Origin of the sequence: Candidatus Brocadia sp., assembly GCA_021646415.1 — a bacterium.
In the GTDB taxonomy this organism is placed as follows: Bacteria; Planctomycetota; Brocadiia; order Brocadiales; family Brocadiaceae; genus Brocadia.
In genome coordinates this window covers 187671-213317 of record SOEU01000001.1, presented here as the reverse complement: position 1 = coordinate 213317, position 25647 = coordinate 187671, and the positions used below count along the sequence as shown (strand labels likewise).

Below are 25647 nucleotides of genomic sequence, written 5' to 3'. Positions count from 1 at the left end.
TGCTTCTGTATAAACAAAGACGATATGAATCGCAATAAATTTATTCGAAGGAATTCCAAAAAGTAGCCGGAAGGCCTAATTTAAAGGTGTCATATCACAAATAATTATTCGTCCACAATCATGAGGAATCTTGCATGGCGAACCTGTTTCCATCGTTTAAGGGAAGATTACTTACATTAACCCTTTGCATCTCACTCATACCCATTGCTGCAATCACAATGGTCTACTGTTTTCATGCCAAGGGCGCGCTAAAGCATCAGATACTTGAACAGATGAAGGCAGTTGCGGAGTCAAAAAGGCTCCACATCCGATCGTTTATGGAGACAAAAAAGGGGCGAACCATAGATTTCAGCTCCGATAGGTTCATAAGAGACAGAATTGAAAGAGTCGTTCGCGGTGGGGTTCTCAAACGGGATGCAGTAATTGACTTGAATGAGTACTTATCAAAGAAGAAGCTGCCGCTGGACAATCATCTTATAGCTATAGCCATTGCGGACAGGCACGGCAAGGTTGTCTCGTCTACCAATGAAAAGTTGATTGGAAAGGATGTTTCTGATCAGGATATATTTGTACAAGGGATAAACCGGGGCTACGGTGAAGCCTATATTACACCACGCTACTTTCCATACTTTGGTGCAACCTGCATCCTAAGCTCCGCGCCAATTATCTCCGGGCAGGATACAAAGCCCCTCGGGGTTATTATCAATGCCCATAGCCTCGCATTTCTGAGTGAAATTACAACAAACCGTGTCGGAATGGGAAAGACTGGCGAGGTATATCTCGTGAACAGAGGCAGGATAATGGTCACTGAGTCAAGGTTTATAACCGGTGCATCTCTCAAACAGGTAGTAGATACGGAGCCCGTTCTCAAGATTATTGAAGATGATAAAGAGATGGTTGGCATTTATCCGGACTACCGAGGCGTGCCTGTCGTTGGTTCATCACTGGATATACCTGAATATGGCTGGATACTTTTGTCAGAGATAGATAAAAAAGAGGCATTTCAGCCATTAAAGACGCTGAGTATTGTGGCATTGATTTTCGGTATAGTCGGCGTTGCGTCGGTTACCAGCGTGGGAATTATCTTTGCCGTTTCAACCTCAAGGACCATCAAAGATTTAACGGATGCAGCAGAAAGACTTGCAGGTGGCGACCTGGATTACAGAGTAAAGGTAACCCGCACGGATGAAATTGGCGCCCTGATGAATGGTTTTAATGCCATGGCTGATAAACTTTCTCTGGAAATTAAGGAACACAAACGGGCTGAGACAGAACTGCGTAAGAGCAAAGAACAGACACAGACGATTCTTGATAACACCACAGCCATCGTCTATCTCAAAGACACTGAGGGGCGCTACCTGCTTATAAATCATCAATTCGAAAGGCTCTTCCATGTAACGAAGGATCAGGTTATAGGGAAAACCGACTATGATATTTTCCCAAAGGCGTTTGCAGATGCCTTTCGAATAAATGACTGCAAAGTACTCGAAACAAAAAATTCTCTTGTGATTGAGGAGGTTGTCCCTCAAGATGACGGGATGCACACCTATATTTCCTTAAAATTTCCCATGTATGACTTCGTTGAAGGTCTTTATGGAGTATGCGGCATATCTACGGACATCACCGAACGAACGCGAAAAATCGAAAAAGAATCAAATACCCCAACCCGGCGACAAGCAGACAAGTGATTGTTTTATGCTTCATTCTGCAATAGGACACAAACTGGCACAGATTGACACGAATAAAATAAAAGAATTGCTTATTCCTTTATCAAGCCAAGTCGTGAAACTATCGCGAATATATTGGGATCATTTATATAACCCGGATCATATTGCAGCATTTGGAGGAAGTGTTCCCTGGCCTTTTGCCTATCCCCTTTTGTAAAGTAAATCATACCGATATTTTTGTGAGCGCTGGCATTTTTGGGATCATACTTTATGGCCTTCAGAAACTCCTGGTGCGCTTTATCGAATAACCCTTTTTGGCAATAGACTACCCCAAGGTTGTTGTGGGCATTGGCATGGTTGGGTTGCAATTCCAGGGCCTCTTTGAGTTCAGATATCGCCTTACCGAAATCGCCTTTTTCGGTATATACATATCCCAAGTTGCTGTGTACTTCAGGATAATCATTATAGACTGCTAATGCCTTTTTATACTGAGCTATGGCGTCGTCTAACATGCCTTTTTTAATATACGCGCTGCCGAGGTTGTTAAAGACCTGGGGATTATGCATGCCCATACTGACCGCTTTCTGAAAATACGTGATGCCGTTATCCAGCAAGCCTTTTTTTATACAGGCATTTCCGAGATTATAGTAAGCCTGGGGAAATACAGGTTTACATTTTATTGCCTCAGCATACTCGGCAATTGCCTTGTCGATGAGTCCCTTGTCTATGTACATCGTTCCCAGGCTGTTATGCCCTTCGGGATAATTCTTCTTTAAACGAACGGCTTCTTCTAATTCGTGAATAGCCCTATCCAATTTTCCTTGCTTGTAAAAATAATTTCCCAGATTATTATGCGCATCGTAATTTTGGGGCTGTTCTTTCAAAATAGTTGTCCAAAAAGTATACTCGTTCTGCCAATCTCTATTTCTTAAAATAGTCCTTACGGTGAAAGAACTGCATAATATTATCAGGAGGGGTATAACGATAAACTTATTCAATACCGTATTACCAGGTAATCGGGTTGTCAGCTTGCCTAACAAAAGTCCACCTAAAACGGTGCAAAATCCAGCAACCGGAAAATAAAGATACCGTTCTGCCATGATATGCCCAATGGGGATAATGTTTAAAACGGGCAGTAACGCGATAAAAAAGCAAAGCATAAACAGACTATATATCCGGGGTGCCTGTACCGTATTTTCCTGCAAAAACGGTTTTTTCCCCACAAGCCCTTTGAGAGAGGTCAGGGAGCGGGGATCGGTGGTCGGTCTTTTGACTCCCGATACCCGATCCCTGACCCCTGCCCCCTGCCCCCTCTTTATAGTCTTGAAAATGACAATACCCACAGCGGCAAGGAGAAAAATACTTGTAATAAAGGATAGATTGAAGACGGATAAGACCGGGGCAATCGTATAATCAGCGCTTAGATGAAACGGGAAAAACATCAGTTTTATATACGTAGCCAGGATCTTGATCATTGTCATAAAATTTATCGCGATGCTTCCCTGTACATAACCAGGGGATATTTCTAAAGGGTTTTTTAAGATGACAAAGCGAATCAACACATAAAAAAGACTTATCAGGATATATCCACCATAATAAATTATAAAATCTTTAGCCCACCCCGACTTTGCATGTCTGGCGGCTTCATTGTTTTTTAAGGGAGAAACCGAGTTTGTAATTCCCGCCCCAATGGAAGGAACTGAAACTGGGTTTTCCTGTTTACAGAAAAACCAGAAAAAAAGGATAAATAATGGCATAACGATAGCCGTCTCTTTGGAAAAAAGTCCTATCAGGTAGGTTATGAGACCCAGTACATAATAAGCCCTCATGCGCCATTGTGGCGCAACTTGGTGTGGTTGCCGGTTGTTTGTCCATGTTTTTCCTTGCTGCGAAAGCGAGAGAAGATGTGTGCCCGGGTATGAAATAAGATATCTCTGGCCGGATTTAATCAGACAAAGACACGACAATAGGGAAAACAGTGCAACAAAGATATCTTCCCGGTAGCTAATGGCATTTACAGCTTCCGTTACGCATGGGTGGATTGAAAAGAGAACGGCCGAGAGCAATGCAATGGATCGCATCCTTATAAGCCATAGTAAGAGAGAGTACAGGAGGACACTATTTATTGCATGAAGAATGACATTGGTCAGATGATATCCGAAAGGATTGATGCCCCAGACTGCGTAATCCAGAAAATAGCTGAGGGTAACAACGGGACGATAGCTTAATTCGTTGGAAAGATGAAAATAATCTCTGTTGAAAATTTTGGAAACATTATGGAGTGATCGTATAAAATAATTATCCTCAATCACACCGATATCGTCGTAAACAAAACCACCATGGAGTGAATTAAGAAAAGCACATACGGATACAAGTACTAGCAGTATATATGGAAGTTTGGAATTTTGTATTACCACTGAAGCGGGTTTTTTACGATGATATAAGTATTTATCATTCACAAACATCTTAAAATGGATAAACCAGAACGGCCCTTATGATAGGGGCGGGGTAACCCCGCCCCTACAGTTCTCCGGTCAGCGGCATAAATGTCACGCTACATGTCCCGGCTCGTTCGGCTTAGGGTTCTTCCAGACTATAACTGCGGTGTTTGACGACCTTGGCCTTGACAATGTATACAACTTCTTCGGCAATGTTGGTGGAGTGGTCAGCAATCCTTTCCAGATGACGGGAAATGAGAAGCAGGTGGACGGCGCGTGTTATATTTGCCGGGTCTTGCATCATATAAGTCAGCAGTTCCCTGAATATCTGGTCATTCAGGGAATCAACCGTGGAATCCCGCTCGTATACCGAACGGGCTAGTGCAGTATCCCTGTTTACAAATGCATCAATGCTGTCTTTCACCATGGTTTGAGTAATCACCGCCATCCTTGGGATATCAATGAGTGGCTTTAGTTGTGGTTCCTGATTGAGAGGGATCACACGTTCTGCAATATTCACAGCAAGGTCACCCATGCGTTCGAGATTGTTTGTGATTTTGATCGCCGATGTGATAAACCGGAGGTCGATGGCCATGGGCTGTCGTAATGCCAACAGATCAACGCATTGTTTATCAATCTCCAATTCCAGGGTATCCACCTGTTCGTCGTTTTCCACAACGTGGCGGGCCAATTCACTATTCCTCTCAATAAGGGATTTCACGGCATCGGCAATGGCAGCCTCCACCATGGAGGCCATTTGAATGAGATTTTTTCTGAGTGCTCCTAATTGCTGGTCAAAATGCCGTTCCATAGAATATTATCCGAATCTCCCCGTAATATATTCTTCTGTAACCTTTTTGTCAGGGTTCGTAAAAATTTCAGGAGTTATATTATACTCTATTAACTGCCCATGCAATAAAAATCCCGTATAATCGGAAATTCGTGCCGCCTGTTGCATATTATGTGTGACAATCACGATCGTGTAGTATTTTTTTAGATCCTCAATGAGTTCTTCGATTCTGGCTGTTGCCGTTGGGTCCAGTGCGGAACACGGTTCATCCATTAACAGGACTTCAGGGTCGACTGCCAGCGCCCGTGCAATGCAGAGTCGTTGCTGCTGTCCGCCGGAGAGTCCCATTGCACTCTGGTCCAACCGATCCTTAACTTCATTCCATAGGGCGGATTTGGTCAAGCTATCCTCCACAATTTCATCTAATCGTTTTCTGTCTTTAATTCCGGATAACCGGGGTCCAAAGGACACATTATCGTAAATAGTTTTGGGAAACGGATTCGGTCTCTGGAATACCATGCCGACGCGCCGCCGGAGGTCGACCAGATCAACATCGCGGTCATATACATTTTTGTTATCCAGCAATACCTTTCCCTTAATTTGTACTTCATTGGTGATTTCAGAGATACGATTGATCGATTTGATCAGTGTCGATTTTCCGCAACCTGAAGGCCCTATGATTGCCGTAACATTGCATTCAAAAAAATCCATTGATACATCGTTTATGACCTTGCAATCCCCATAATAAAAGGTAAATTCCTCTATCTTTATTTTTGCCTTTTGTTGTCCTTTTGTGCTGTGTTCAACTTCCATGATAAAAGACCTCGGATTTAAATCAGACATTTGTCGGCTTGTTATGCCACGAAGATATCAAGTCACCAAGTCACAAAAAAACTTCATGAAGAATAAAATTTTATACCTTTTAATTGTTAAAATATTGTTAAGATTGTGTTAAGATTTCGTTAAGATTTTAAATAAGATGACATCGGATGATTTGGCGCCGATCACCACATCATCCCCCACCATTAAATTCAGCCGGTGTACTTCTTCGGTGTCGATGAGCGTCTTAAAATACTGGTCTTCGTGCATAACGGTAACAGCGGCCATGATAGGGTCGGATTCTATGCCAACGATCTTACCTACGATCTGGATGCGGGTGCTTAGTCTCTTTCCCATAAATATTTCTTCCGGTGTCCCCTGTTTGATTACTTTGCCTGACTCCAGCACGACTACATAGTCAGCCAGTTTGTACACCTCCGTCACATCATGGGTTACATAGAGCGTGGTTATGCGAAGCTGTTTTAGGATCCGTTTTAAATCCTCCTGTAATTGTCTGCGTGTTTCCCAGTCCAACGCTGAAAGCGGTTCATCCAGGAGCAAGATATCTGGTTTCCTGGCCAGGGCACGGATCAGGGCAACCCTTTGCTTTTGCCCCCCGGATAATTGAGCGGGATAGTAACGTTCGTAGCCGGATAACCCTACCAGGGATAAAAGGTCTTTTGCTTCTTTCAATCTCTTTTTTTCTTTTATTCCATACGCTACGTTTCTTTCCACCGTTAAATGGGGAAATAAGGCAAAGTCCTGGAATACGAACCCCACGGAACGTTGCTGGGGGAGGAGGTTTATTGCCTTTGACTCATCATACCACACTTCTTCTCCCTTATGGATCATTCCTCCGTCTGCCCTTTCCAGACCGGAAATCAGGCGCAATATACTCGACTTTCCCGCCCCTGAAGGACCAAATAAGGCTGTTACTTTTTCATGAGGAATCTCAATGTTTACATCCAGTCCGAATTCTCTCCATGTTTTTTTAATACGGACTTTTATCAAGGTAAGACCTCCATATTTCCATTAGAGCATGCGCATAAAAAAACGCCTATTTATAAAATAAACTACCGTGAGTATGACAAATGAAAATGCCAGTAAAATGGCCGCATAGATATTCGCAGTCCCGTAATTCAGCGCCTGCACCTCGTCATAGATAGCCACCGATGCAACCCTGGTAACACCCGGAATATTTCCTCCGATCATCAGGACAACCCCAAATTCACCCATGCAGTGTGCAAAGGTGAGTATGCAGCCTGTTATAATACCTTGTCGGGAAAGTGGGAAAATAATGAAAAGGAAGGTATGTAATCTGGATCTGCCAAGGCTCCACGATGCCTCAAGCAATTTTTTATCCACCCCGGTAAAAGCCAATTGAAAGGGACGTATTGCAAATGGCAGATTATAGATGAATGAACCCACAACAAGCCCTTGAAAGGAGAAGGCAAGCGTCTTATGGAAAATACCTTCGTACCAGCGTCCGACAAAACTGTTTCCCCCAATAGCCATGAGGAGATAAAAACCCAGGACAGTCGGTGGAAGAACAATGGGTAAGGCAACTACAGACTCAACGAAGAACTTCCCACGAAATCTTGAAAAAGCAAGCCAGTAGGCAAAAGGGATACCCAGGACAAATAATAAAAGTGTTGTAATAGTAGAAAGCTTTAAGGTTAAGAGGAAAGGAGCCGTAAAATTCATGAAAAATAATCCTGTAGTTTAAAAGTATTTAGCCTCTATGCATCTGTACATGCTGGTATATTATATAATGACAGTTAATATGCAAGTAGCCAACATAATGTATTCTGCCATGCGTCAAAACCACTGTTTTTTCTTATGGCCATTTTAATTGCTGAAATGAAACAACTTCAAGATGCCAAAATTTTTTCATAGATCGTGCTTACCCGCTTAAATATAAACCACTTCATGCTGGCCAAAAAGTGTCATCCAGTTTTATCTTAGGATTGCCGTTTTCCCAGTATTATAAAAGTATTGTGCATTATTTTCCCTGAAATTTTAGGGACTGTAATAGTTCAGCCTCCAACCTAACCTTAATATTAGGGAGGAAATGTTTCTCCGCCTCTTGAAGGAGGAATTTGGGAGAAGGTTAGGAAAGAAGCTGAACTGTTATCAAATACAGCCACCGTACCCTGTATGGTGGCTGTATTTGAATTGTTACCTTTGCCTCTGTTCAATATAACATCTTACCTTTTCCTGGTTAGTCTACCATGATCATTACGTTGGAGGCCTTGATAACTGCATAAACATCTTTGCCTTTTGCCAGTTTCAGCATTTCTGCGGAATGTTTGGTAATTATCGAACAAATCTCAGCCCCTCCCGGCAATTCTATATCCACTTCCGTGTCCACCATACCATGCTTCACTTCTTTGACCGTGCCTTTCAAAATATTACGAGCACTGATTTTCATGCCTTGCTCCTTTCTTGCGGAGACGGTTCCAGATCACCAATCTCCATGATAAAATTAGGATGTCTGGGTCCTCAAGGGAAGCCATTCCCCATTTATAAGTAAGTTGAATATTTACACAATAGTTGTTGTTAACCTATTATGGAAGTGAATAGCCGTATTGAGAAAATATTTTTTCTCCTTTTTTCCCTTGCACAAATTCCAGGAATTTTCTGACGACAGGCTTATCCTTACCCCTTTGCAGGACAACATAGGCTTGTCCCAGCTTGTTATATGCCTCGGCAGGGATGACCCAATAATCTCCATCACTTTCCATTTTTGGAGAACTTGCCTGAGACAGGGCAAGAATTCCCACGTCGGCTGCGCCTGACTGGACAAATTGTGCCGTTTGAGAAATATTTTCCCCGAAGACCAGTTTATCCTGCACCTTGTCCCACAATCCATAGTGCCGAAGCGCCTCCTCTGCTGCCATGCCATAAGGAGCAAGTTTTTGGTTTGCAATGGCAATTTTTTTTACTTTTGGGTCTAAAACGATATGCAATCCCTTTCGTGGATTGAATGCAGAATTCTTCGGTATCCAGAGCACAATACTTCCAAAAGCGTAAATCGTACTCCCACCTTTTACCGCCAGACCTTCCTCTTCGAGACGCGCGGGATAGGTTGTATCGGCTGAGAAAAAAATATCGAAAGGCGCCCCCTGTTTGATCTGGGCAAAAAAATTGCCGGAAGAACCGTACGACACCTCCGCATCGATGGTGGGGTATGCCTTCTCGAAGCCTTTGCAGATCTCATCCATAGCAGGGTTCAGGTTGGCAGCGGCTGCAATAAGGATTTTTTCATCTGCCCGGACAGTATTGTGCAAAGCTATTAAGAAAAATAGTAACCATGTTGCACATGCAATCGAAATAAATTGTGTAACCCGTCTTTTAGACCTTCTCAAAATCATCGTGTCCTCCTCTAAAATATCATTTGATATTGTAATCTGATCCTGTTTTCATCTTTGTCTTCATCGTTAGTCTCTGTTACGAAGTGACCCACATCAGCCTGTATCTGTTGGCGATGCCCACGGAAGTAATAATTGATACCGACCGTATACTCCGTCTGAACATCATCCCGTACATCCTCATTCGGATCAAGCATGGAATAACGGGCGGCAACTTCCAGTTTTTTGGGCAGCACAAAATACCCCGCCTGGGTATAGAAACCGTCAGAAGTTATTGAATCGCCGTCACCTTCCGGGTCATTCTCACGTATATAATATTCACTATCCCAGGTGAACCCCCTGTATCTCACACCCAGGTCAACGTTGCCGATTGCAGAATCGGTATCCTCCAGCTTTTTGTCTTTTTCCTTTGCATTATAGACTACCGATGCTCCGATTGTAGCCTTAAATGTTTCTGTGTATTTCAGATCGGTTTCATCATAATAATCATAGATTCCAAAAGGATTATACCGCGCGCTCAAGACATACATAAGTTCATTGTCGATGTTTTCATCCCTGCCAAACGCCTTTGAGGTATTCTGGCCGGCGCCGCGGAAAACGGCTGCATGGTATTCCACGTGACTGTCAAATGGCAACCCATAGATGTCCAGACCATAATCACGGTCCTGTTTAAAGTTATCGCTGGCAATAGACCTGTCCTGGAGCAGGAGCTTAAAACCTGATGAAATCCACTGGCGATTGGCTGGCACTTTAAAATACCCTGTCTTTATATTGATCTCGGAGAGTGGCGTCCAGTAGAGATAATAATCCCTCAAGTTTACTTCAAAACTGTCTGCATCAATTTCCACATAGTAATTTATATCCTTACTGTAAATATTACCGCCAAAGCACAGCCTTGCCCTGCGCACATCAATATCAGTTGTATCAACTTCATTAAAGTCCGCATCTTTGTCCTTGTAGGTAAAACGTGATTGGAATCTGAAGCCCATGTTTAAAGAATAATTTCCATCACTTGTTTTAAAGCCTATCGAGGCCTTTTCCTTATCTGGCGTATAGTAGCCGTTAACCGATTCATATTTGCCTGGTAAGCCTAATCCCAGTTTTTCCCGCGTCTCATTCGATGCGAGGTAGTTTTCCACTTCTTGTTGTACCTCTTGTTTCATTTCCTGCTTTACCTCTTCTTTAATCTCTTCTTTTGCAATTGTCACAGGTTTTTCACTCTGGGACTCAATACGGTTTCTCAATTCCTTGATTTGCTCCTGTTGGCTTAATGCTAACGTCTCCATCTGTTTCATCATTTTTTGCTGTACGAGAAACGCCTCTTCCATCTGATTTAATTGTTTTTTTAAATCCTCTATCTCACTTTCAGATGCTTTCTTATTTTGAACAACATCCTGGGCAATTACATTCTGTGCTTCGCCTGCAGAACATATAACACAAAATACCATAACTAACGATATACCATATTGAAACCACCTATTTCGCATGTATCCTCCTTTTCGTTGTTGTTATATCATTTGTGACATAACGCATATATATAAAAATGGGCATCAGATTCTAACGTAGCCAGCCCTATAAGGTATTTCAAATGATATATCCGAAAACAACTTATTTTCGATCGTACACATCCTTTCAATCTCTTCATGCTAAATTTCCTTTGATAATATCAATTCCGTTGATTTTACAATGGCCGTTACTTCATTTCCTTCCTGAAGGTTCATTTCTTTAAGAGAGGTATTGGTAATAATGGCATGGAGCATATCACCCTGGGATTCCACAAAAATCTTTGACAACACGTCTCCCTGAATGATCTGCCTTATAACCCCTCTGGCCCTATTCCTTGCACTCAGCATCCCCGAAAAGGATTTTGCAAGCATGATATCCGTACCCTTGATGAGCACAGATATAGCATCACCCACCGATAGATGCATATCTTCACATGAGGCCCTGGTAATGATGACACTCAGGGGTATGTCCTTCCATAAGATCTGCACGTGGGTATGGATCTGCCCCTGTGTTATACTAACGATTGTCCCGCAAAGTCTATTCGCCATCCACCATTACCAGAGAATTTTAATATCAGTTCATCCCCTCTTTCCAGCGGTGGGGAAAAACGTTTCCTCTTTTTGTCCCCTCCGCGAGGGGGTAAAAGGGGGAGGTGGATGAATTGATACGAATTTTACAATAAAATACAGACAAGAAAAACGGCAAGTTTTATGAGGATTTCTTGCTTCCAAACATACGTTTGAATTCCTTTTCCATCAATGAGGTCATCCTATCTGTGTACTTTTGGTATTTCAGGAGCAGTACCTTTGCATCCGGTGTCAGGGTTGCCCCACCTCCACCCTTTCCCCCGGTGGTAACCTCCAACAATCTTATGCCTAATGCTTTTTCTGTGGCCTTGATCTTTCCCCAGGCAGCCCGATACGACATGCCCAGTTCCTTTGCCGCAGCATTCAGGGAGCCTAAACGGTCTACAGCTTCCAGCAACATCCTGCGCCCCTCAGCAAAGGCCACACCCCCGTTTTCTTCAAACCATATCTTAAATTTCACGTTCATATTTGCAATGCAGTATGCCTTATATGATATAACGCTGTCAAGAAAAATTTTCCTGTACAGGAAAAGACATGCGTATTTCCCCTCCAAACTAGGGGATTAAGGGATGTGTTCACACTGCAAAACTTCGTTCAGAGAAATAATTGCGCTTCTCCTTCGGACTCAGGCCTTCTGACTAATGACCGGGGGCTGCTGAAAAGCCGGGATGGAATCGATAGATATAATACGGTCGGCTCATCTTAATCTGCTTTGCAGATTTCATCATAACATCTTGAAGGGCACTATCGGTTAGATAGAGAACTCCACCAGGCCCGAAACTAAAACCATCAGGCCAGCGAAGTATTCCGGGATCCTTAAATAATGTCTGGAGTTTGCCTGCCTGATCAATCCTATGGATGGCAGCATTCTCCATGTCGGTAATATAGATGTTTCCTGCGTCATCAGTGGTAATGCCATCACTCATTGTGATCTCTGCAAACTTCTCTACCCGTTCTCCCAATTCTTTTTCTGTTAGTATTTCCTCATTTAATGCCGATACCCCGATACGATAAAGAACACCGCCATTCAAAGGTGCATAATAAAGCCACCGGCCATCCCGGCTTAAGGCGATGGAATCCACACCAAATTTCGGTTTAAAAATACCAAACATTTTCAAGGGCTTACCATGAATGTGAACCGCATAAGGCCCATTTCTTACCGAAGGATGTTTTTTTAATAAACGTCGGGCTTCTTTCTTCTCAACATCATACACAATAATGGCTTGGTTTTGTGCCAGGGCGCTGGTATCGGCAATGTATATCTTCTTCCCCTCGGCATCAACCTGGAAATCATTGAGCATTGAGCCAAAACCAGCAATATTTCTGGGAAATTGAAATTCGTGTACCAATTGATTCGAATGTAAATCAAAGGCATAAAGCTTGACCTTGCGAAACCCATGAGCACCATAATCCAATACCCACAAACGGTTCTGCCTGTCAATCCGCAGAGAAAGAGGCGAAGTAAACTTTTCCTCCTGAGCGTCCTTATCAGGATAGGGTACTACCTGATTCAATACCAGTTCGGCTATATGAATGGACGGTTTTCCGGCAGGGTGAAAACTAAAAAAGACCCTTCCATCGGGAGAGACTGCTATGTTTCCGGGTGGGTAATCCAGTTCAGCATATATTTCTAAGTCTTTTTCGGCAGAAAAAAGAGGCTGTGTGGAACGGTCTTCAAGTTTCTCGCCAAAAAATGTGAAGGCACAGCCGTTTAAGAGAATAAGAGCCAATAGAAGAAGTATATGTACCAGTATTTTCGTATCTCTGTTTTTAGAGAATATCATACCATAGCAAAGCCGCAACCAACTGCCCTTTAAAAACTTATCTTTATCCACATTTTCGCCTGACACAGTGGGTTATAAATCCCCTTTAAACTTCGTCGTGAGCATTCAGTCGAACGAAAAGGGGGACGAAGGGGGTTGTAAAAACTTTCTAAACTTGTCCTCGTGAAAACGGGGACATGCCTTCATGAAACTCGTCCTCGCGAAAGCGGAGAATGGGGAAAAGATGTTTTTATAAGGTAATATTATAGTTACTTTTCGCTCTGAACAAATAAAATATAGTGAAATATTTTGTAATTATGGTATAAAATTGAGAAAAATATTCTTGAGCTTTATTATATACCCAAATAGCCGTATAATAAGACGGCTATTAGTACGGCTAATTTCATATTTTATCCGTAATTGAGCTTGCGAAGAGGGAATTATAAGATTGTTTCTTTTTTCGCAGATTCAGCAAAGCAGCTTAGTCAAGTCGTTCGGTGGGTGTAAATATAGGAGAAATAACATGGAAAGAAAAAAATATGTATATTGGCAAGATGGTGATACGTGGCTGGGTTACCTTGAAGAATATCCAGATTATCAGACTCAAGGAGAATCACTTGAAGAATTAAAAGAGAATTTGAAAGATATTTATCAAGAATTAACTAGCGGTAACATTCCATGCATACGTAAGGTCGCTGAGCTTGAAGTTGCATGAAAAGAAGAGATTTAATAAAGCAAATTGAAAAGATGGGGTGTATTTTAATCCGTCACGGTGGAAAACACGATTGGTACCAGAATCCTAAAACAAAAGTGTCACAACCTGTACCAAGACACAATGAAATTAAAGAATATTTAGCCAAACATATAATAAAAATGCTTGAAAACTAAGCGCCTAACGAGGTGCTCCACCTGACTGCTATTCCGCGCAAACATGCTGTCCTATAAAGTGTTATTGAAAACTAACGAATGTGAAGTTGTACACAAACTGGATTTCTGACGGAAACCGTATGATTGAATCCCCATAGTGTGGGGAACATCGGCTTCGTTCAACGGTATTTTATCCATCGTTGAGCTTACGAAGAGAGAATCATAAGGTTGTTTCTTTTTTCGCAGATTCAGATAAAACCGGTACGGCATTATTATTCGGCTCAGCCACAGATAGAATACTTAATGTTAGGTGAACAGGAGAATTGGTTGTGCCTTCCATCTTTGATATCCTAAAGACATGCCACGACAAAACTGTTGATTCCATAGAGTCGTTACGCTTTGACAAGAGCCATCCATGGCATAGAAATCTTGTTGCCCTCCATTGCTCGATAATAGAACTTGTTGGTTGTATGGTTACGCTTTTGGATGGGAATGGTAATACTGGTGTTCCATCTATCTTTCGTACGCTTCTTGAAACCTATGTCGAGTTCAAGAATCTGCTTGATGATCGCTATTATGGCTATCACATGGAGGCGAGCTATCTAGACCAATGGCTAAAGTTGTTGAAAGAGGCGAAGAAAGGAAATCCACATCTTTCAGAAATTGCTAAGGCTTTGAATTTAGATGAGGCGATTCAAACGGACGAAGAAAAACTGAATAAGTTAAAGATTAAGAAGTATTTGCCGCTGTCTGTACATAAACGATTTTTGCGTTGTGGAATGGAGGCCGAGTACAGGTCACTATATAACATGCTTTGTAACCACGACCATCCTAACATCCGGGCTCTAATTGAACGCCATATAGAAATGTCTGACGGAGATTTCAGCGTAGTGCTTTATAAAGGGCAGCCTACAGATGAATATGAGCCAGATATCTATTATGCTTGCTGTTTGTTGATTGACTCCGCGATTAGGCTCCACAAGGTCTTAAATTCGCCGGTTATCTCTCAGCTCGAAGAATTGGATAAGTTGGTCAAAAATTGGGCTAATTTTCACCTAACTACCGATTAGAGCGCGCCTGTTACTCCGGGCACTCAACCGGAACGTTAGACATTAGGGAACAGAGAATATGGGTGCGAATGCTTTTGATTGCTCTATGAGAGAGTTAGTTATGGCCAATTCAACTGCTTTGATTCCACCGCAATAAAAAACCAAAAGCTATTCGATAATCAACAGAACAATCTCTTGATAAACATGGTGCCATAGCATCCCCTCGGAAGAAAGAATTTCAGGATCAACTTTTTCTTGCCCTGGTAAATCTCATCCTCCGCAGAATCAACCGAAAGGTCTTCAGGAGTGACTATTGCCTTCCTTTCGATACCCTTGAAAAAGGCCTGTCTTAATTTTCGTATATTAAACATGGGGGACTTTAAGTTGTTTTCCTTTAACACCTCTGAATAAAGATTTTTTGTAAAATCGTCGGGCATCCTGATATTGGATGCGGGCATGGGAATGACCAACGTGCCTAAATACGCCTTACTCCTGTCGCCTAATTGCATATAAAACACATAATCCCCTGCAATCCCCTTAGAAATTTTTAAATCAGGCCTTCGGCTGATAATTTCCCCTCCTTTGATGGGACTTCGTCGTGAGCGCTCAGTCGAACGAGGGGATAGGGGAGGGTGATCATTCTTTTCCCTACACCCCCGCCTAATCTCCCCCGTCGAGGGGGAGGAATTGATCGTTTTGGAATTCCCTGACATGAAGCTATCATTGCTGACTGATCGAATAATCTTCCGTAAAACTTCATTCCAAATGTGTGATTGATATGCAGAAAAAAAGAGGACCATTTTTTCATGGGATATCCTTTGAAGAATCGGAATAAATCCCTTTGGATGCTTCTCCAGATATCTGAACGTTTCTTTTTCAAACTTGCTCGTGGCTCCTTTCAGGCACTCTTGCCAGTTACCCCAGTTTTCATAGAAGAATTTTCTGTGTTCCTTTTCTTCTTTACTGTCCTCCGGATGGATACTGGAAAAGTATATCTTTAATGCCCCGTTATAGTGTTTCTTAAGAATCTTTTCGGCGATAAATCCCTGCCGGGCATCAAAACTGCCAAATCGCTGATCATCGAAATAGTTAGGGTATCCGTCTTGTTTTACACGGTCAATCTCATGTAATGCTGACGTCAAATCATTTTCTGTAAGATTCCTCACAACAATTTGAAATTTGTTTCCCGTTATGAGGTCGGGTCCCATGGGCCTGTCCATATACCCCACAAAACTCAGGGAATAATTCTCCTCATCCACCTTTGTCGGGACGGGATATTCATGCAGTGATATGGAATTTGATCGTACTTCTTTATCTTTTGCATGAAACCGTGAATTCGGGGGCTTAATCCGGAATTTTTTTCTCCCCTCCCTATCCTCCCCTTGCGAAGGGGAGGATAAAGGAGGGGTTGTTTTTTTATCGCCCTGCCGTGCGATTGTTATATATTGCGATGTAAAGGCATATTTATCCTTTTTGCCGCCATAGGAAAAATACGAGTACGGTATGCTGAATTTCCTGGAAAGCATCTTTAAGATGTCAACGGTATTCCATCCCCTTTTTTTGAGGAGATAGACGCGGAAATTTCCGTCTTTTTGTAATGGAAGGCCTGCGACCTCTTCCACAATAAAATCTTCTGGTTTAACCTTTATCTTTAGCATGGGCACTTTTGATTATTTTGTTTAGCTATATTCGACAGGATTTACAGGATGAAAACAGGATAAATATCAAAGAAAAAGGTATTGTAAATCCTTTCTCAAGAGTCCCGCCGAAGGCCGCTAATTACGTTAAGGGATTTCGTTTTATTTATACGGATTTTCAAAATAAATAGCTGTTGTACATATTTACTTAAATAATCGATGGAAGACCTCTCCTTTCTCCCCTCCTTGCGAAGGAGGAACAAGGAAGACGTTTATCTTTACCTCCCTTTAGTCCCCTCCTTGCGAAGGAGGGGAAAGAGGGGTGGTTATAAATGTAAATTCTTCTCGATCAATAAAATTATCCAGGTAGATATCACGAATGGGGCGGTCAAGGTAATTATGCCAAGGTTCATGATTCCATAGGTTATGAAAACAGAAACAATACTGGATGCTGTTGCCAAAATTACATAATTCCACCTTTTATCCGAAAATGCGATAGCGCATAAAACTGCATTAAAACCAAACAAGCCTACGTTTATCATAGTGAGGGGAAATGAAAACAGAAAAGCTATAATAGCCCCAATCAAAGACCCCAAGAGTGCATAGAACGCAGATATCCTTGAACTTACCAATATTCCAATAAATACTATGATACCGGAAATCATATTTTCCTGAAACATTACCTGCCCAATACCCTTACTCACAGCGGTAATAATTTTTAGGTTACTTGCATTTGAAAATGGTACTGCTTGCAGTGAGATAATCTTAAATGTTACGAGAAAGAACATTGCGATCCAGGTTGAGACAATGAACGGCGCGGTATAAGGAGGCAATTTCCCTGTGCTCATTACCTTCCTGATGATTGATGATAGGATAGAACCGAAAAATAGGGCAATGACAGATGGAATGTTGAGTCCAAAGAAACAAACAATCGCCAAACCAACCAGGGCGCCGTTATACCCGTAGAGACCCTGTTCAATATCATTTCTGTCGTATTTAAGAAATAATGCAGTAAACGTCCCAACGAAAACACCTATGATCGCACCAATACCCATAGTCCAGGAGTTACAGAAAATCCCTGCCAAAAACAAGATGCCCGTTGTTACATTATTGAGTAAAAATATTTGGCTAATTCCCCTGAGGATTATTGCTGCAAATTTTTTATCATGTATGAAAATCTGTGTCATCTGTGCAATCTGTGGTTTCAGGTGCTTTTTATCGGCATGAGGCAATGTCTTAGTTGCCATTTTCCTTCTGCTACCATTTCGTATTATCGGGATTTTCCTTATCAAGTTCCCATTGTAAGAGATTGTCGATAATATATTGCCTGATTTTGTCTAGTTCATCTTTATTTCGGATAACATGTTCATAAAATCGGGGTTGCCATACTGTTTTGCCATAGGATTTTCGGATTTCGTTGATCCGTTTTTTTGTTACCGCCTTGAACGACCGAATTATCGTTGGAATGGAATTGGAGGTCGGTCTGCCGAATTGTTCAAACGTAGGGACACGGTGCTCCGTGTCCCTACCTCTGTCCAAAATTATGATTATTCCATGCACATGATTTGGCATCACAATGTATTTATCTATGATAATATTTGAACGTATTTCCGCCGTTTTTACCCATTCATTTTCAACAATCATCCCGTATTCATTTAGTTGCATCTCGCTGTTCGTCACATTTCCAAAAATACATTCCTTGTTATACGTACATATTGTTATGAAATATGCGCCTGCCCTGGAATAATCGTATTCCTTTAATCGGATTGATCTGCGATGGTGTTTGTCCGGGTCGTAGGTCATTTTTTTTCCGATTATACCGTTATGCCGATATACCGATGTAGGGACACGGAGCACCGTGTCCCTACTTTCTTTTAATTGCGTTTATCATTGGAGTGGGTGAACTGTTTTTCTTAACAATATACCTTTGCTATAAGATATTTTGGCTGTGTCCTTATGAATCAACCTCTATTTTCCCATCAATGGTATCTAAAAAAGTCTTTATAGCCAATTTTCTTTTGTCATTATCATCCAACTGTTTAAACTTGGGAGAAGAAAAGAAGTTTCTTATTCCTGGTTCTATCTGTTTTAAGTCTATAAATTCCTCTATCCTTTTAAGCGGAATTTGCCAATTTGTTCTTGTAACATAATCTGACATTCCCCAACTTTGTGATTTACTTAAAAAACTCGTAATGAAATCAATTAGCCCATCATCATTTTCTGTCATATTATTTACAAATTTATCTATTTGCTCTTTGCTTCCCCATCTTTTCCAATCGCAAAGTATTGGAAATAAATAACGATGTTTTGATAATCTGCCATCATTTGCCCAAATTTCAATCTTAGCACAAGCGAGCTTTTCTAATTCTTCAAGCTGAGTTGCATTAACGGTTAATTCTTCTTCTGGTTTCGATTTTTTTTCTGAACCGTATTTGCCATGTTGTTGGCCTTGGGCAGCAATCTCATTTATTATTGTGTACAAACTCCTTCCTGCCTTCTCAATTGCATTCTTAAAAATTATAAAACGGTTTTCCTTGCTATCAAAACGATGACTTAATTGGTAAAATAAACGAAATATTCTCATAGGAGTATTTATACCAAAAAAACCAGTATTTCCTTCGGGAAATAAATCTCCGATATCCATTAAAACTGTAATGATATTCTCTATATTCTCCTCAGGAATATCTTTTCGTGTATAATCCTCCATTCGTTCCAGAAATCTTACTATTCTTCCATCCTCACTAAGTTTTAGTAAGGCTTCAGCAAAGGTATCGTAGCTATGTGCCAGTGATAAGATTGTCCTGATTTCTTTTTGAGAAAATTCTCCTTTTGGAATTGAGAGATTAAAGAATGTTTCAAAAAAATCGGGGCTGCATATTCGACCATCTTTTCGCCAACCTCCCATACTTCCATAATGATACCCAAGGCTCCCATAAATAGATTTAAGCTTTGGAAATAAGTTTGTCAAAACTTCCTTTAGTTTTTCTTGCTGTAATTCATTGGTTCTGCTGATTATTTCGTCGCAATGTTTTTTGGCTTGCTCTATCACCGCCTTGTCTTTTTCATAATTTGAATCATGTACCCCTAAAAAAATATCTTTATTATCTCTAATTCCGTCGTAGACCTCTGGCATAAAAACTTGAATTGCAGTAAGAGCAAAGAAATCAACCACATTTACCTCATCTTTTACCAGGTTAAAACCAAATCTTAACGAATTAATATACCGTGTGACATCTCTGATATTGTTAAAGACATATTTTAATCCACTATAGTGGAAAATGTAATCCCAATAAGTTTGATTCCACCTATCTTCCGGTATGTCTTTAATTAATTCATCAAGTTGGTTGAATAACAAACGCTCTACTTCTTGTTTCGATATAAGAGGAATATCAAAAGGTACTTGTACAATTTTTTCTAAGTATTCTAAACCAGAACCTTCCTGTACTCTTTCTAACGCCTTTATAACGACATCTTTGTCAAAAGCAAGCAAGTATATTGTATTGGGAAAATCACCTAATGATTTTATTAATTGAAAAATCTGACGAATTTCAATATTACTAAGACGATCAATGTCATCAATGATAACAATAATTTTATGGGACTGTTTAGCCAATAAATCGTTTAATTCTCTACGTATGCTATTCAAATCATTTTCTCTGTGTTCACCAAAAACTTTTAAGGTCTTGCCTGTGGTTTGAACAATATCTTTTACAATTCCCATAAGCTGACCAAATACCGGAATTAATTTTACTGGCTCAAAAAACTTTGTATATGCTTCTAATTTTTTCCCTACTTTCCTAATAGTGACAGAATAATCTTTTCTGGTTAGGGTAATAGATAATTGTTTAAAGAACTGACTGATTAGTTGATTTTGATCAGAATAGTTCCACGGATTAAATCTAACAATGATAGGTTCGCTCTCACTTTTCTTATCTTTACAAACATAATTAATATGTTCCAATGCCATATTGATTATTGAAGTTTTTCCTGATCCCCATGCACCGAAAAGCCCGATCACAATACTATCTTTTTCTTTGTAATTAAGAATAGCATTGCCAATCGATTGTGCGAATGTTTTTCTGCCTAAGATATCTTCTTTATAGGATTGAATTGGTTGATCTGGTTTAAACATTTTTAACCTCTTTTTATATCTAAAAACTTTTCAAAGCTGGTTCAATCGTACCAGATTGAATTAGAATTTTGAATTTGTTTCCCGGTGGGTCATAAGAGGACTCTCGTCCATTCCCCTCGACGCCCCGTGGAGATATGTCCCCTGAGATTTTCCAAATTTCTCAACCAGTTTATCCATAGGTATTGCAGCAAGATCTCCGATAGTTTCTATACCCATCTCCTTTAAAGATTGCTCTGTCTTCGGCCCAACCCCTAGGAGTTTTCCTACTGGTAATGGCCAGATATGGCTTTCAATATCGGCCTCGGTAATGATTGTGATCCCATCCGGTTTTTGCATATCGGAGGCCATCTTTGCAAGGAGTTTGTTAGGGGCTATTCCAATAGAACAGGTAAGGCCTGTTTCGTTTAGAATCATCTTCTTTATCTCCTTTGCAATCTCCACCACCGGTTTGTCCATGTGTGAGATATCGAGAAATGCCTCATCAATGCCCGCATCTTCCATGATGGGACAGAATTTTCCCAGGATATCTTTTATCCTTTCAGAGATCCTTTCGTATTCCTTATGATCTGCGGGAAGAAAGATGGCATGGGGACATAACTCGCGTGCCGTCTTTAATGGCATCTTAAAATAGATCCCAAATTTTCTGGCCTCATAGGATGCAGTTGATACCAAATCCATCTTTGCGGGGTCCCCGCTATTACCAATGACCAGGGGTTTGCCCTTCAGTTCAGGGTGTCTCTGCTGCTCAATCGCTGCAAAAAACGCATCCATATCTGCATGAAGAATCCGTCTCATAGAATGAGTATCTATTTCTCACAAGAATGTGGTACCTTTAATCCGCTGCGTGAATAGCAGAAAATCGTAACATTTTAGCCGTTTGAAAAATTGCCTTTAAATAAACCACCACTACTTGTTACCAAACTCCTGTTTGGGAACACAATTGCAGAGAAACTAAGTTTTTCGTCCATTACGCTCCCAAACAGGAGTTTGGGAGCGAGCAGAAGAACGCATATAGAATATATAGTATACCGTTTCATAAAAATGTAAACACACAAAAAATGTCATTGCGAGGAGCAGCGCAACGAGGCAAATGTTTGCAGTTAAAAAGATTTGAGATTGCTTCGCTATCGCTCGCAATGACAAAAGGGTGTAAGGCTTTTCATGAAACGATATAGAGTGTATTGCCCCATAAAAACCTCTTTTTTAGAAAAATTTTTATTTCTTCTTCATCGTTCGACTAATTCCCCGATTCCGCATTTTATATAATTCTTGACTCTCCTGAATAAAGTATTCAATAATAGTGGTAATAATTCGTATTATTGGCGTTGTGCCTTTTCTGGTATGCGAGGTTAATACCTGGCATGATTGTTAGACGAATAACGAAAATTGTTTAATATGACGATCTATGAGTATTAAAAAAGTAGTAAATAGTCCGGATGCCAATGACTGCTTTGTTGCCATCGATTTTGAGACTGCAGATTATGGTCGCGACAGTGCCTGCTCAGTTGCATTGGTCAGGGTGTTGAACAACCAGATCGTTGATAAGGTGCACTTCTTCATCCGCCCGCCGCGCCGTACGTTTGTGTTTACGTATCTCCACGGAATTTCATGGAAACACGTTGCCAATGAGCCTACATTCGGTGAACTGTGGCCGCATATAACTGAGAAACTTGCAGGTGCTAAATTTATTGCAGCACATAATGCAGCCTTCGACCGTTCAGTCTTCATGGCATGCTGCCAGACCGCTGCCCTGCCGTCACCGGTACTGCCGTTTCAATGCACGGTACGGCTTGCCCGCAAGACATGGAATCTCCGTCATGCAAATTTGCCCAGCGTTTGTACTTATCTTGGCATTCCCCTGAAACACCATGATGCAGCGTCTGATGCCGAGGCCTGTGCCAGGATCGTAATTGCGTCGCGACTGCACTTGAATTCCTGGTAGCTCTTCAAATCCCGAGATAATCTTGTGATACATCCGCCAGCCTGTGGGAAAATAGCAATACGTCTGTTTTTGGCATTTACTTTTATTGAAATTTTGATAGTCTTATTAAGGGGAATGGGGTTATTTGCTTAGGGGCTTTATAAAAATGTTTTGGCATTTTTTAACAAAAATATGAATAAAACTAACCCTATCAGGGTTTAAAACCCTGACAGGGTTGACTCACAAATTTCGTGCTTTAGATTTTGTCTTTTCCGACTCGTTCGGGTTAGGATAAAACGCAAATATATGGATAACAATAGTAATGCAATAACTCAGATCTTGAATTATGCCCTGGACTATGCCAGCAAGGGGATTATGATACAGGATACGAACAGGAAGGTGGTGTTTTTTAATCGTGCCTGTGAGGAGATCACAAAATGGCCGAAAGAGGAGATCGTTGGCAAGGATTGCGGTTTTATTTTTCAATGTCATACCTCGACTGGTATGTGCCTGACGGAGAAATATTGTCCTGGTATGGAGATTTTCAAGGGCAGAATTTCTCAGGCCGCCAGAGAGCTATTGATCAGGCGGGGCGATGGCCGTGAATCCTGGGTGGAGACGAGCGCTGCTGCTATCACCGATAGCGAGGGGAAGGTGACACATATTGTTACCGTTATAGAGGATATTAGTGAAAGAAAAAGGTTCTCGGATGAAGTCATCAGGTCGAAAACCTTGTCCACCCTGGGTGCATTTACTGCAGAATTGGCACACGAAATCAAAAATCCTTTAAATGCCATGCACATCCAAATGATGGTGCTGGAGCGGGAAATACGGGATATTCCAAAAATACAGGAAAAATCAAAAAAGGAATTGCTTGACACGGTTTCGGTGGTTCAAAAGGAACTTACCCGTTTGAGTGGATTTGTCGAAGAGTGTCTGCATTTTTCAAAAACAGGGGAACTCAACAAACGCTCTGTCGATATTCATGGGGTACTCGATGAAATTGTTTCTTTACTCTTGCCTCAGGCGCAATTGATCGGTATTCAGGTGGAATTAGAGGTTGCTTCTGAACTGCCAAAAATAAAGGTGGATAGGGATAAGATCAAGCAGGCGATCCTGAATATCATGATTAACGGTGTCGAGGCGATGCCCGACGGCGGAAAGCTGCGGGTAAGTGCGAAACATGTTGAAAATGAGATACGGATTTTCTGTCAGGATACTGGCCCGGGCATTCCCGATGAGGTGAAAGACAAAATATTTGATTTGTTTTATACCACCAAGGATGGAGGTACCGGGATAGGGCTTTCTTTTGCCCAGAATGTTGTTCAGGCCCATGGAGGAGCGATACGGCTGGAACCATCGAAAAAAGGCAGCAAATTTGTGATTGCGATTCCGATAAATTAGTTTATCTTTGATTTTTGAGATCCAAGGTATTTACGATTTTTATGACAAAGCCAAGGTTGTTACTTATAGATGATGATAAAAATGCGCTGAACGGATTGGTGAAGATCTTAACGCATGATGGGTATCCTGTTTCCGGCGTTTTATCTGGTTATGAGGCCTTAAATCTTCTCTCCCGGAAAAATTTTGATATCATTATCACGGATATGAAGCTGCCGGGGATGGGGGGATTGTCGCTAATCCATGAGATACGAAAGAAAGAAGTGTCGGCGGCTATCGTGGTTATTACCGCGTACAGCTCCGTAAAAACGGCTGTGGAAGCGATAAAATGCGGTGCCGATGACTATCTGACCAAACCAATCAATCTGGAAGAATTACATTTAGTGTTGGAAAAATTGTGGGAGAGACAGCAGCTGATTGCCCAAAACCACATATTAAGGGAGAAGCTCAAAGATAAGTATAAATCTTTCGAACTTGTTGGAAGTACGCCGCAGATGCAGCAGATATTTCACATGATAGAGGATGTTGCCCCCAGCACGGCTTCGATCCTGATTTTAGGTGAAACGGGGACAGGGAAAGAACTCATTGCCAATGCTATTTATTCCCGAAGCGAAAGGGCGAGCATGCCTTTTGTTGCCTTACATTGTGCTGCATTATCAGAAGGCGTACTGGAAAGTGAACTTTTTGGTCACGAAAAAGGAGCATTTACCGGCGCTGTTCAGTCCAGAAAAGGCCGGTTCGAGATGGCAGACGGAGGCACACTTTTCCTGGACGAGGTGGGTGAAATGAGTTTAAAAGTACAGGTGAAACTCCTTCGCGTTCTGGAGAAAGGTGAGTTTGAGCGTGTCGGCGGTGAAAAAACCCTGAGGGTTGATGTGCGGCTGATTGCAGCGACGAACCGGGACCTTGAAAAAGAGGTTGCGGAGGGGAGATTTCGCGAAGACCTGTTTTATCGGTTAAATGTCATTACGATCCATTTGCCACCATTGAGGGAGAGGAGAGACGATATCCCCATCCTTTCCAATTTTTTTGTTATTAAATATGCCAAAAAGTATAAAAAAGAAATCGACGGTTTTACCCCCGATGCAATGGAGGCGCTTTGTGCGTATCACTGGCCCGGGAATGTGAGGGAACTGGAAAACGTTGTAGAAAGGGCTATTGTATTGTGTAAAAAAAATATGATCTCTGTAGATCATTTACCGAAAAATATTATTCCCGATAAGGAAGATGTTTCAACTATCAAAATCCCCCTGGGAACCTCGTTAAAAGAAGCTGAAAAGGAAATTATACAGAAGACACTCCAGATGGCACAGGGAAGCAAGAAAGAAGCCGCCAAAATACTGGGTATATCAAGTAGAAAAATTGAGTACAAAGTAAAGGAGTGGAGTTAGAAGCGAAATTTTTTCAAATCATTTTGTCCACACCTCAAGATCCCCGCAAAATTTTCACACAACGCACATTTTTCATAAAATCATTTCTTTTTCCTTCGTCGCATATACTAAGAACACAGACGTTTTAAGTACTTCCCAAAAGACACTTATGACTTTTGTCCAACAAAATATTCTAGTTGGCATCTCTTTTGTTATTAGGAATATACGACATGAATATCAGCCGTAAAGATACATGCATTGAAGTTCTTTGTATTGTGTGTTTTTCCTTGGAAGGATAAGGTCAAAGTTTTCACGGGAGGGGAGGTGCG

Annotated in this window: 23 protein-coding genes; 7 read left to right on the top strand and 16 right to left on the bottom strand. The window is 41.3% G+C overall.

Features of this window, described 5'->3' with window-relative positions; all coding sequences use genetic code 11:
- Nucleotides 1-134 precede the first annotated feature (134 nt).
- Nucleotides 135-1688, top strand: a complete 1554-nt coding sequence (locus E3K36_00860) for a HAMP domain-containing protein (GenBank protein ID MCF6153811.1) — start codon at nt 135-137, stop codon at nt 1686-1688.
- Nucleotides 1689-1759: 71 nt separating this feature from the next.
- Here the strand turns inward: E3K36_00860 and E3K36_00855 are convergent, their stop codons facing one another.
- From E3K36_00855 to E3K36_00805, 11 genes are all read right to left on the bottom strand, one after another.
- Nucleotides 1760-4132: a tetratricopeptide repeat protein gene (locus tag E3K36_00855; GenBank protein ID MCF6153810.1), complete on the bottom strand. Its 2373-nt coding sequence runs from the start codon at nt 4130-4132 to the stop codon at nt 1760-1762.
- A 112-nt stretch (nt 4133-4244) separates the two neighbouring features.
- Nucleotides 4245-4916 carry a phosphate signaling complex protein PhoU gene (phoU, locus tag E3K36_00850; GenBank protein ID MCF6153809.1) on the bottom strand — a complete coding sequence of 224 codons (672 nt, stop codon included), beginning with the start codon at nt 4914-4916 and terminating at the stop codon, nt 4245-4247.
- A 6-nt stretch (nt 4917-4922) separates the two neighbouring features.
- Complete coding sequence (pstB, locus tag E3K36_00845; GenBank protein ID MCF6153808.1) at nt 4923-5708, bottom strand: phosphate ABC transporter ATP-binding protein; 786 nt, start codon at nt 5706-5708, stop codon at nt 4923-4925.
- Nucleotides 5709-5846: 138 nt separating this feature from the next.
- Nucleotides 5847-6725 (bottom strand): ATP-binding cassette domain-containing protein, encoded by an 879-nt coding sequence (locus E3K36_00840; GenBank protein ID MCF6153807.1) that lies wholly within the window; start codon nt 6723-6725, stop codon nt 5847-5849.
- A 21-nt stretch (nt 6726-6746) separates the two neighbouring features.
- On the bottom strand, nt 6747-7418 hold the full coding sequence (modB, locus tag E3K36_00835) for a molybdate ABC transporter permease subunit (GenBank protein ID MCF6153806.1): 672 nt from the start codon (nt 7416-7418) through the stop codon (nt 6747-6749).
- A gap of 517 nt (nt 7419-7935) precedes the next feature.
- Entirely contained in the window at nt 7936-8145 is a 210-nt protein-coding gene (locus E3K36_00830; protein ID MCF6153805.1) for a transporter, read from the bottom strand.
- A gap of 136 nt (nt 8146-8281) precedes the next feature.
- Nucleotides 8282-9088, bottom strand: coding sequence for a molybdate ABC transporter substrate-binding protein (gene modA / locus E3K36_00825; protein ID MCF6153804.1), 807 nt, complete (start codon nt 9086-9088; stop codon nt 8282-8284).
- A gap of 11 nt (nt 9089-9099) precedes the next feature.
- Nucleotides 9100-10572 (bottom strand): porin, encoded by a 1473-nt coding sequence (locus E3K36_00820; GenBank protein MCF6153803.1) that lies wholly within the window; start codon nt 10570-10572, stop codon nt 9100-9102.
- Nucleotides 10573-10731: 159 nt separating this feature from the next.
- Nucleotides 10732-11139: a hypothetical protein gene (locus E3K36_00815; GenBank protein ID MCF6153802.1), complete on the bottom strand. Its 408-nt coding sequence runs from the start codon at nt 11137-11139 to the stop codon at nt 10732-10734.
- A gap of 160 nt (nt 11140-11299) precedes the next feature.
- Nucleotides 11300-11644, bottom strand: coding sequence for a LysR family transcriptional regulator (locus E3K36_00810; GenBank protein MCF6153801.1), 345 nt, complete (start codon nt 11642-11644; stop codon nt 11300-11302).
- Nucleotides 11645-11816: 172 nt separating this feature from the next.
- Nucleotides 11817-13013, bottom strand: coding sequence for a hypothetical protein (locus E3K36_00805; GenBank protein ID MCF6153800.1), 1197 nt, complete (start codon nt 13011-13013; stop codon nt 11817-11819).
- 451 nt (nt 13014-13464) lie between these two features.
- Here E3K36_00805 and E3K36_00800 point away from each other — a divergent pair, with 451 nt between their 5' ends.
- From E3K36_00800 to E3K36_00790, 3 genes are all read left to right on the top strand, one after another.
- Nucleotides 13465-13656 (top strand): type II toxin-antitoxin system HicB family antitoxin, encoded by a 192-nt coding sequence (locus E3K36_00800; GenBank protein ID MCF6153799.1) that lies wholly within the window; start codon nt 13465-13467, stop codon nt 13654-13656.
- Nucleotides 13653-13829, top strand: a complete 177-nt coding sequence (locus E3K36_00795) for a type II toxin-antitoxin system HicA family toxin (GenBank protein ID MCF6153798.1) — start codon at nt 13653-13655, stop codon at nt 13827-13829. The genes E3K36_00800 and E3K36_00795 overlap by 4 nt, the downstream gene beginning before the upstream one ends.
- Before the next feature lie 308 nt (nt 13830-14137).
- Nucleotides 14138-14878: a hypothetical protein gene (locus E3K36_00790; protein MCF6153797.1), complete on the top strand. Its 741-nt coding sequence runs from the start codon at nt 14138-14140 to the stop codon at nt 14876-14878.
- Between the two features lie 158 nt (nt 14879-15036).
- On the opposite strand, the gene truD is transcribed toward E3K36_00790, so the two are convergent.
- From truD to dinB, 5 genes are all read right to left on the bottom strand, one after another.
- Nucleotides 15037-16515 (bottom strand): tRNA pseudouridine(13) synthase TruD, encoded by a 1479-nt coding sequence (truD, locus tag E3K36_00785; protein MCF6153796.1) that lies wholly within the window; start codon nt 16513-16515, stop codon nt 15037-15039.
- A 305-nt stretch (nt 16516-16820) separates the two neighbouring features.
- The gene (locus E3K36_00780) at nt 16821-17741 is read right to left on the bottom strand and encodes an urea transporter (GenBank protein MCF6153795.1); all 921 of its coding nucleotides are present in this window, start codon (nt 17739-17741) and stop codon (nt 16821-16823) included.
- Between the two features lie 10 nt (nt 17742-17751).
- Nucleotides 17752-18297 carry a transposase gene (locus tag E3K36_00775; GenBank protein MCF6153794.1) on the bottom strand — a complete coding sequence of 182 codons (546 nt, stop codon included), beginning with the start codon at nt 18295-18297 and terminating at the stop codon, nt 17752-17754.
- A gap of 151 nt (nt 18298-18448) precedes the next feature.
- The gene (locus E3K36_00770) at nt 18449-20626 is read right to left on the bottom strand and encodes a hypothetical protein (GenBank protein MCF6153793.1); all 2178 of its coding nucleotides are present in this window, start codon (nt 20624-20626) and stop codon (nt 18449-18451) included.
- A gap of 60 nt (nt 20627-20686) precedes the next feature.
- Nucleotides 20687-21421 (bottom strand): DNA polymerase IV, encoded by a 735-nt coding sequence (gene dinB / locus E3K36_00765; GenBank protein ID MCF6153792.1) that lies wholly within the window; start codon nt 21419-21421, stop codon nt 20687-20689.
- A gap of 610 nt (nt 21422-22031) precedes the next feature.
- On the opposite strand from dinB, the gene E3K36_00760 reads away from it, so the two are divergent.
- From E3K36_00760 to E3K36_00750, 3 genes are all read left to right on the top strand, one after another.
- Complete coding sequence (locus tag E3K36_00760) at nt 22032-22568, top strand: exonuclease (protein MCF6153791.1); 537 nt, start codon at nt 22032-22034, stop codon at nt 22566-22568.
- 285 nt (nt 22569-22853) lie between these two features.
- Complete coding sequence (locus tag E3K36_00755; protein ID MCF6153790.1) at nt 22854-23951, top strand: PAS domain-containing protein; 1098 nt, start codon at nt 22854-22856, stop codon at nt 23949-23951.
- Between the two features lie 41 nt (nt 23952-23992).
- Nucleotides 23993-25339, top strand: a complete 1347-nt coding sequence (locus tag E3K36_00750) for a sigma-54-dependent Fis family transcriptional regulator (GenBank protein ID MCF6153789.1) — start codon at nt 23993-23995, stop codon at nt 25337-25339.
- Nucleotides 25340-25647 lie beyond the last annotated feature (308 nt).

Excerpts from the sequence above, each read along its gene's own strand:
- E3K36_00755 (MCF6153790.1), top strand. The coding sequence starts at position 22,854 with ATGGATAACAATAGTAATGCAATAACTCAGATCTTGAATTATGCCCTG.
- E3K36_00775 (MCF6153794.1), bottom strand. The coding sequence starts at position 18,297 with ATGACCTACGACCCGGACAAACACCATCGCAGATCAATCCGATTAAAG.
- E3K36_00800 (MCF6153799.1), top strand. The coding sequence starts at position 13,465 with ATGGAAAGAAAAAAATATGTATATTGGCAAGATGGTGATACGTGGCTG.
- E3K36_00855 (MCF6153810.1), bottom strand. The coding sequence starts at position 4,132 with ATGTTTGTGAATGATAAATACTTATATCATCGTAAAAAACCCGCTTCA.
- E3K36_00830 (MCF6153805.1), bottom strand. The coding sequence starts at position 8,145 with ATGAAAATCAGTGCTCGTAATATTTTGAAAGGCACGGTCAAAGAAGTG.
- dinB (MCF6153792.1), bottom strand. The coding sequence starts at position 21,421 with ATGAGACGGATTCTTCATGCAGATATGGATGCGTTTTTTGCAGCGATT.
- E3K36_00750 (MCF6153789.1), top strand. The coding sequence starts at position 23,993 with ATGACAAAGCCAAGGTTGTTACTTATAGATGATGATAAAAATGCGCTG.
- E3K36_00815 (MCF6153802.1), bottom strand. The coding sequence starts at position 11,139 with ATGGCGAATAGACTTTGCGGGACAATCGTTAGTATAACACAGGGGCAG.
- E3K36_00795 (MCF6153798.1), top strand. The coding sequence starts at position 13,653 with ATGAAAAGAAGAGATTTAATAAAGCAAATTGAAAAGATGGGGTGTATT.
- E3K36_00770 (MCF6153793.1), bottom strand. The coding sequence starts at position 20,626 with ATGTTTAAACCAGATCAACCAATTCAATCCTATAAAGAAGATATCTTA.
- E3K36_00760 (MCF6153791.1), top strand. The coding sequence starts at position 22,032 with ATGAGTATTAAAAAAGTAGTAAATAGTCCGGATGCCAATGACTGCTTT.
- pstB (MCF6153808.1), bottom strand. The coding sequence starts at position 5,708 with ATGGAAGTTGAACACAGCACAAAAGGACAACAAAAGGCAAAAATAAAG.
- E3K36_00820 (MCF6153803.1), bottom strand. The coding sequence starts at position 10,572 with ATGCGAAATAGGTGGTTTCAATATGGTATATCGTTAGTTATGGTATTT.
- E3K36_00780 (MCF6153795.1), bottom strand. The coding sequence starts at position 17,741 with ATGGCAACTAAGACATTGCCTCATGCCGATAAAAAGCACCTGAAACCA.
- phoU (MCF6153809.1), bottom strand. The coding sequence starts at position 4,916 with ATGGAACGGCATTTTGACCAGCAATTAGGAGCACTCAGAAAAAATCTC.
- truD (MCF6153796.1), bottom strand. The coding sequence starts at position 16,515 with ATGCTAAAGATAAAGGTTAAACCAGAAGATTTTATTGTGGAAGAGGTC.
- E3K36_00860 (MCF6153811.1), top strand. The coding sequence starts at position 135 with ATGGCGAACCTGTTTCCATCGTTTAAGGGAAGATTACTTACATTAACC.
- modA (MCF6153804.1), bottom strand. The coding sequence starts at position 9,088 with ATGATTTTGAGAAGGTCTAAAAGACGGGTTACACAATTTATTTCGATT.
- modB (MCF6153806.1), bottom strand. The coding sequence starts at position 7,418 with ATGAATTTTACGGCTCCTTTCCTCTTAACCTTAAAGCTTTCTACTATT.
- E3K36_00810 (MCF6153801.1), bottom strand. The coding sequence starts at position 11,644 with ATGAACGTGAAATTTAAGATATGGTTTGAAGAAAACGGGGGTGTGGCC.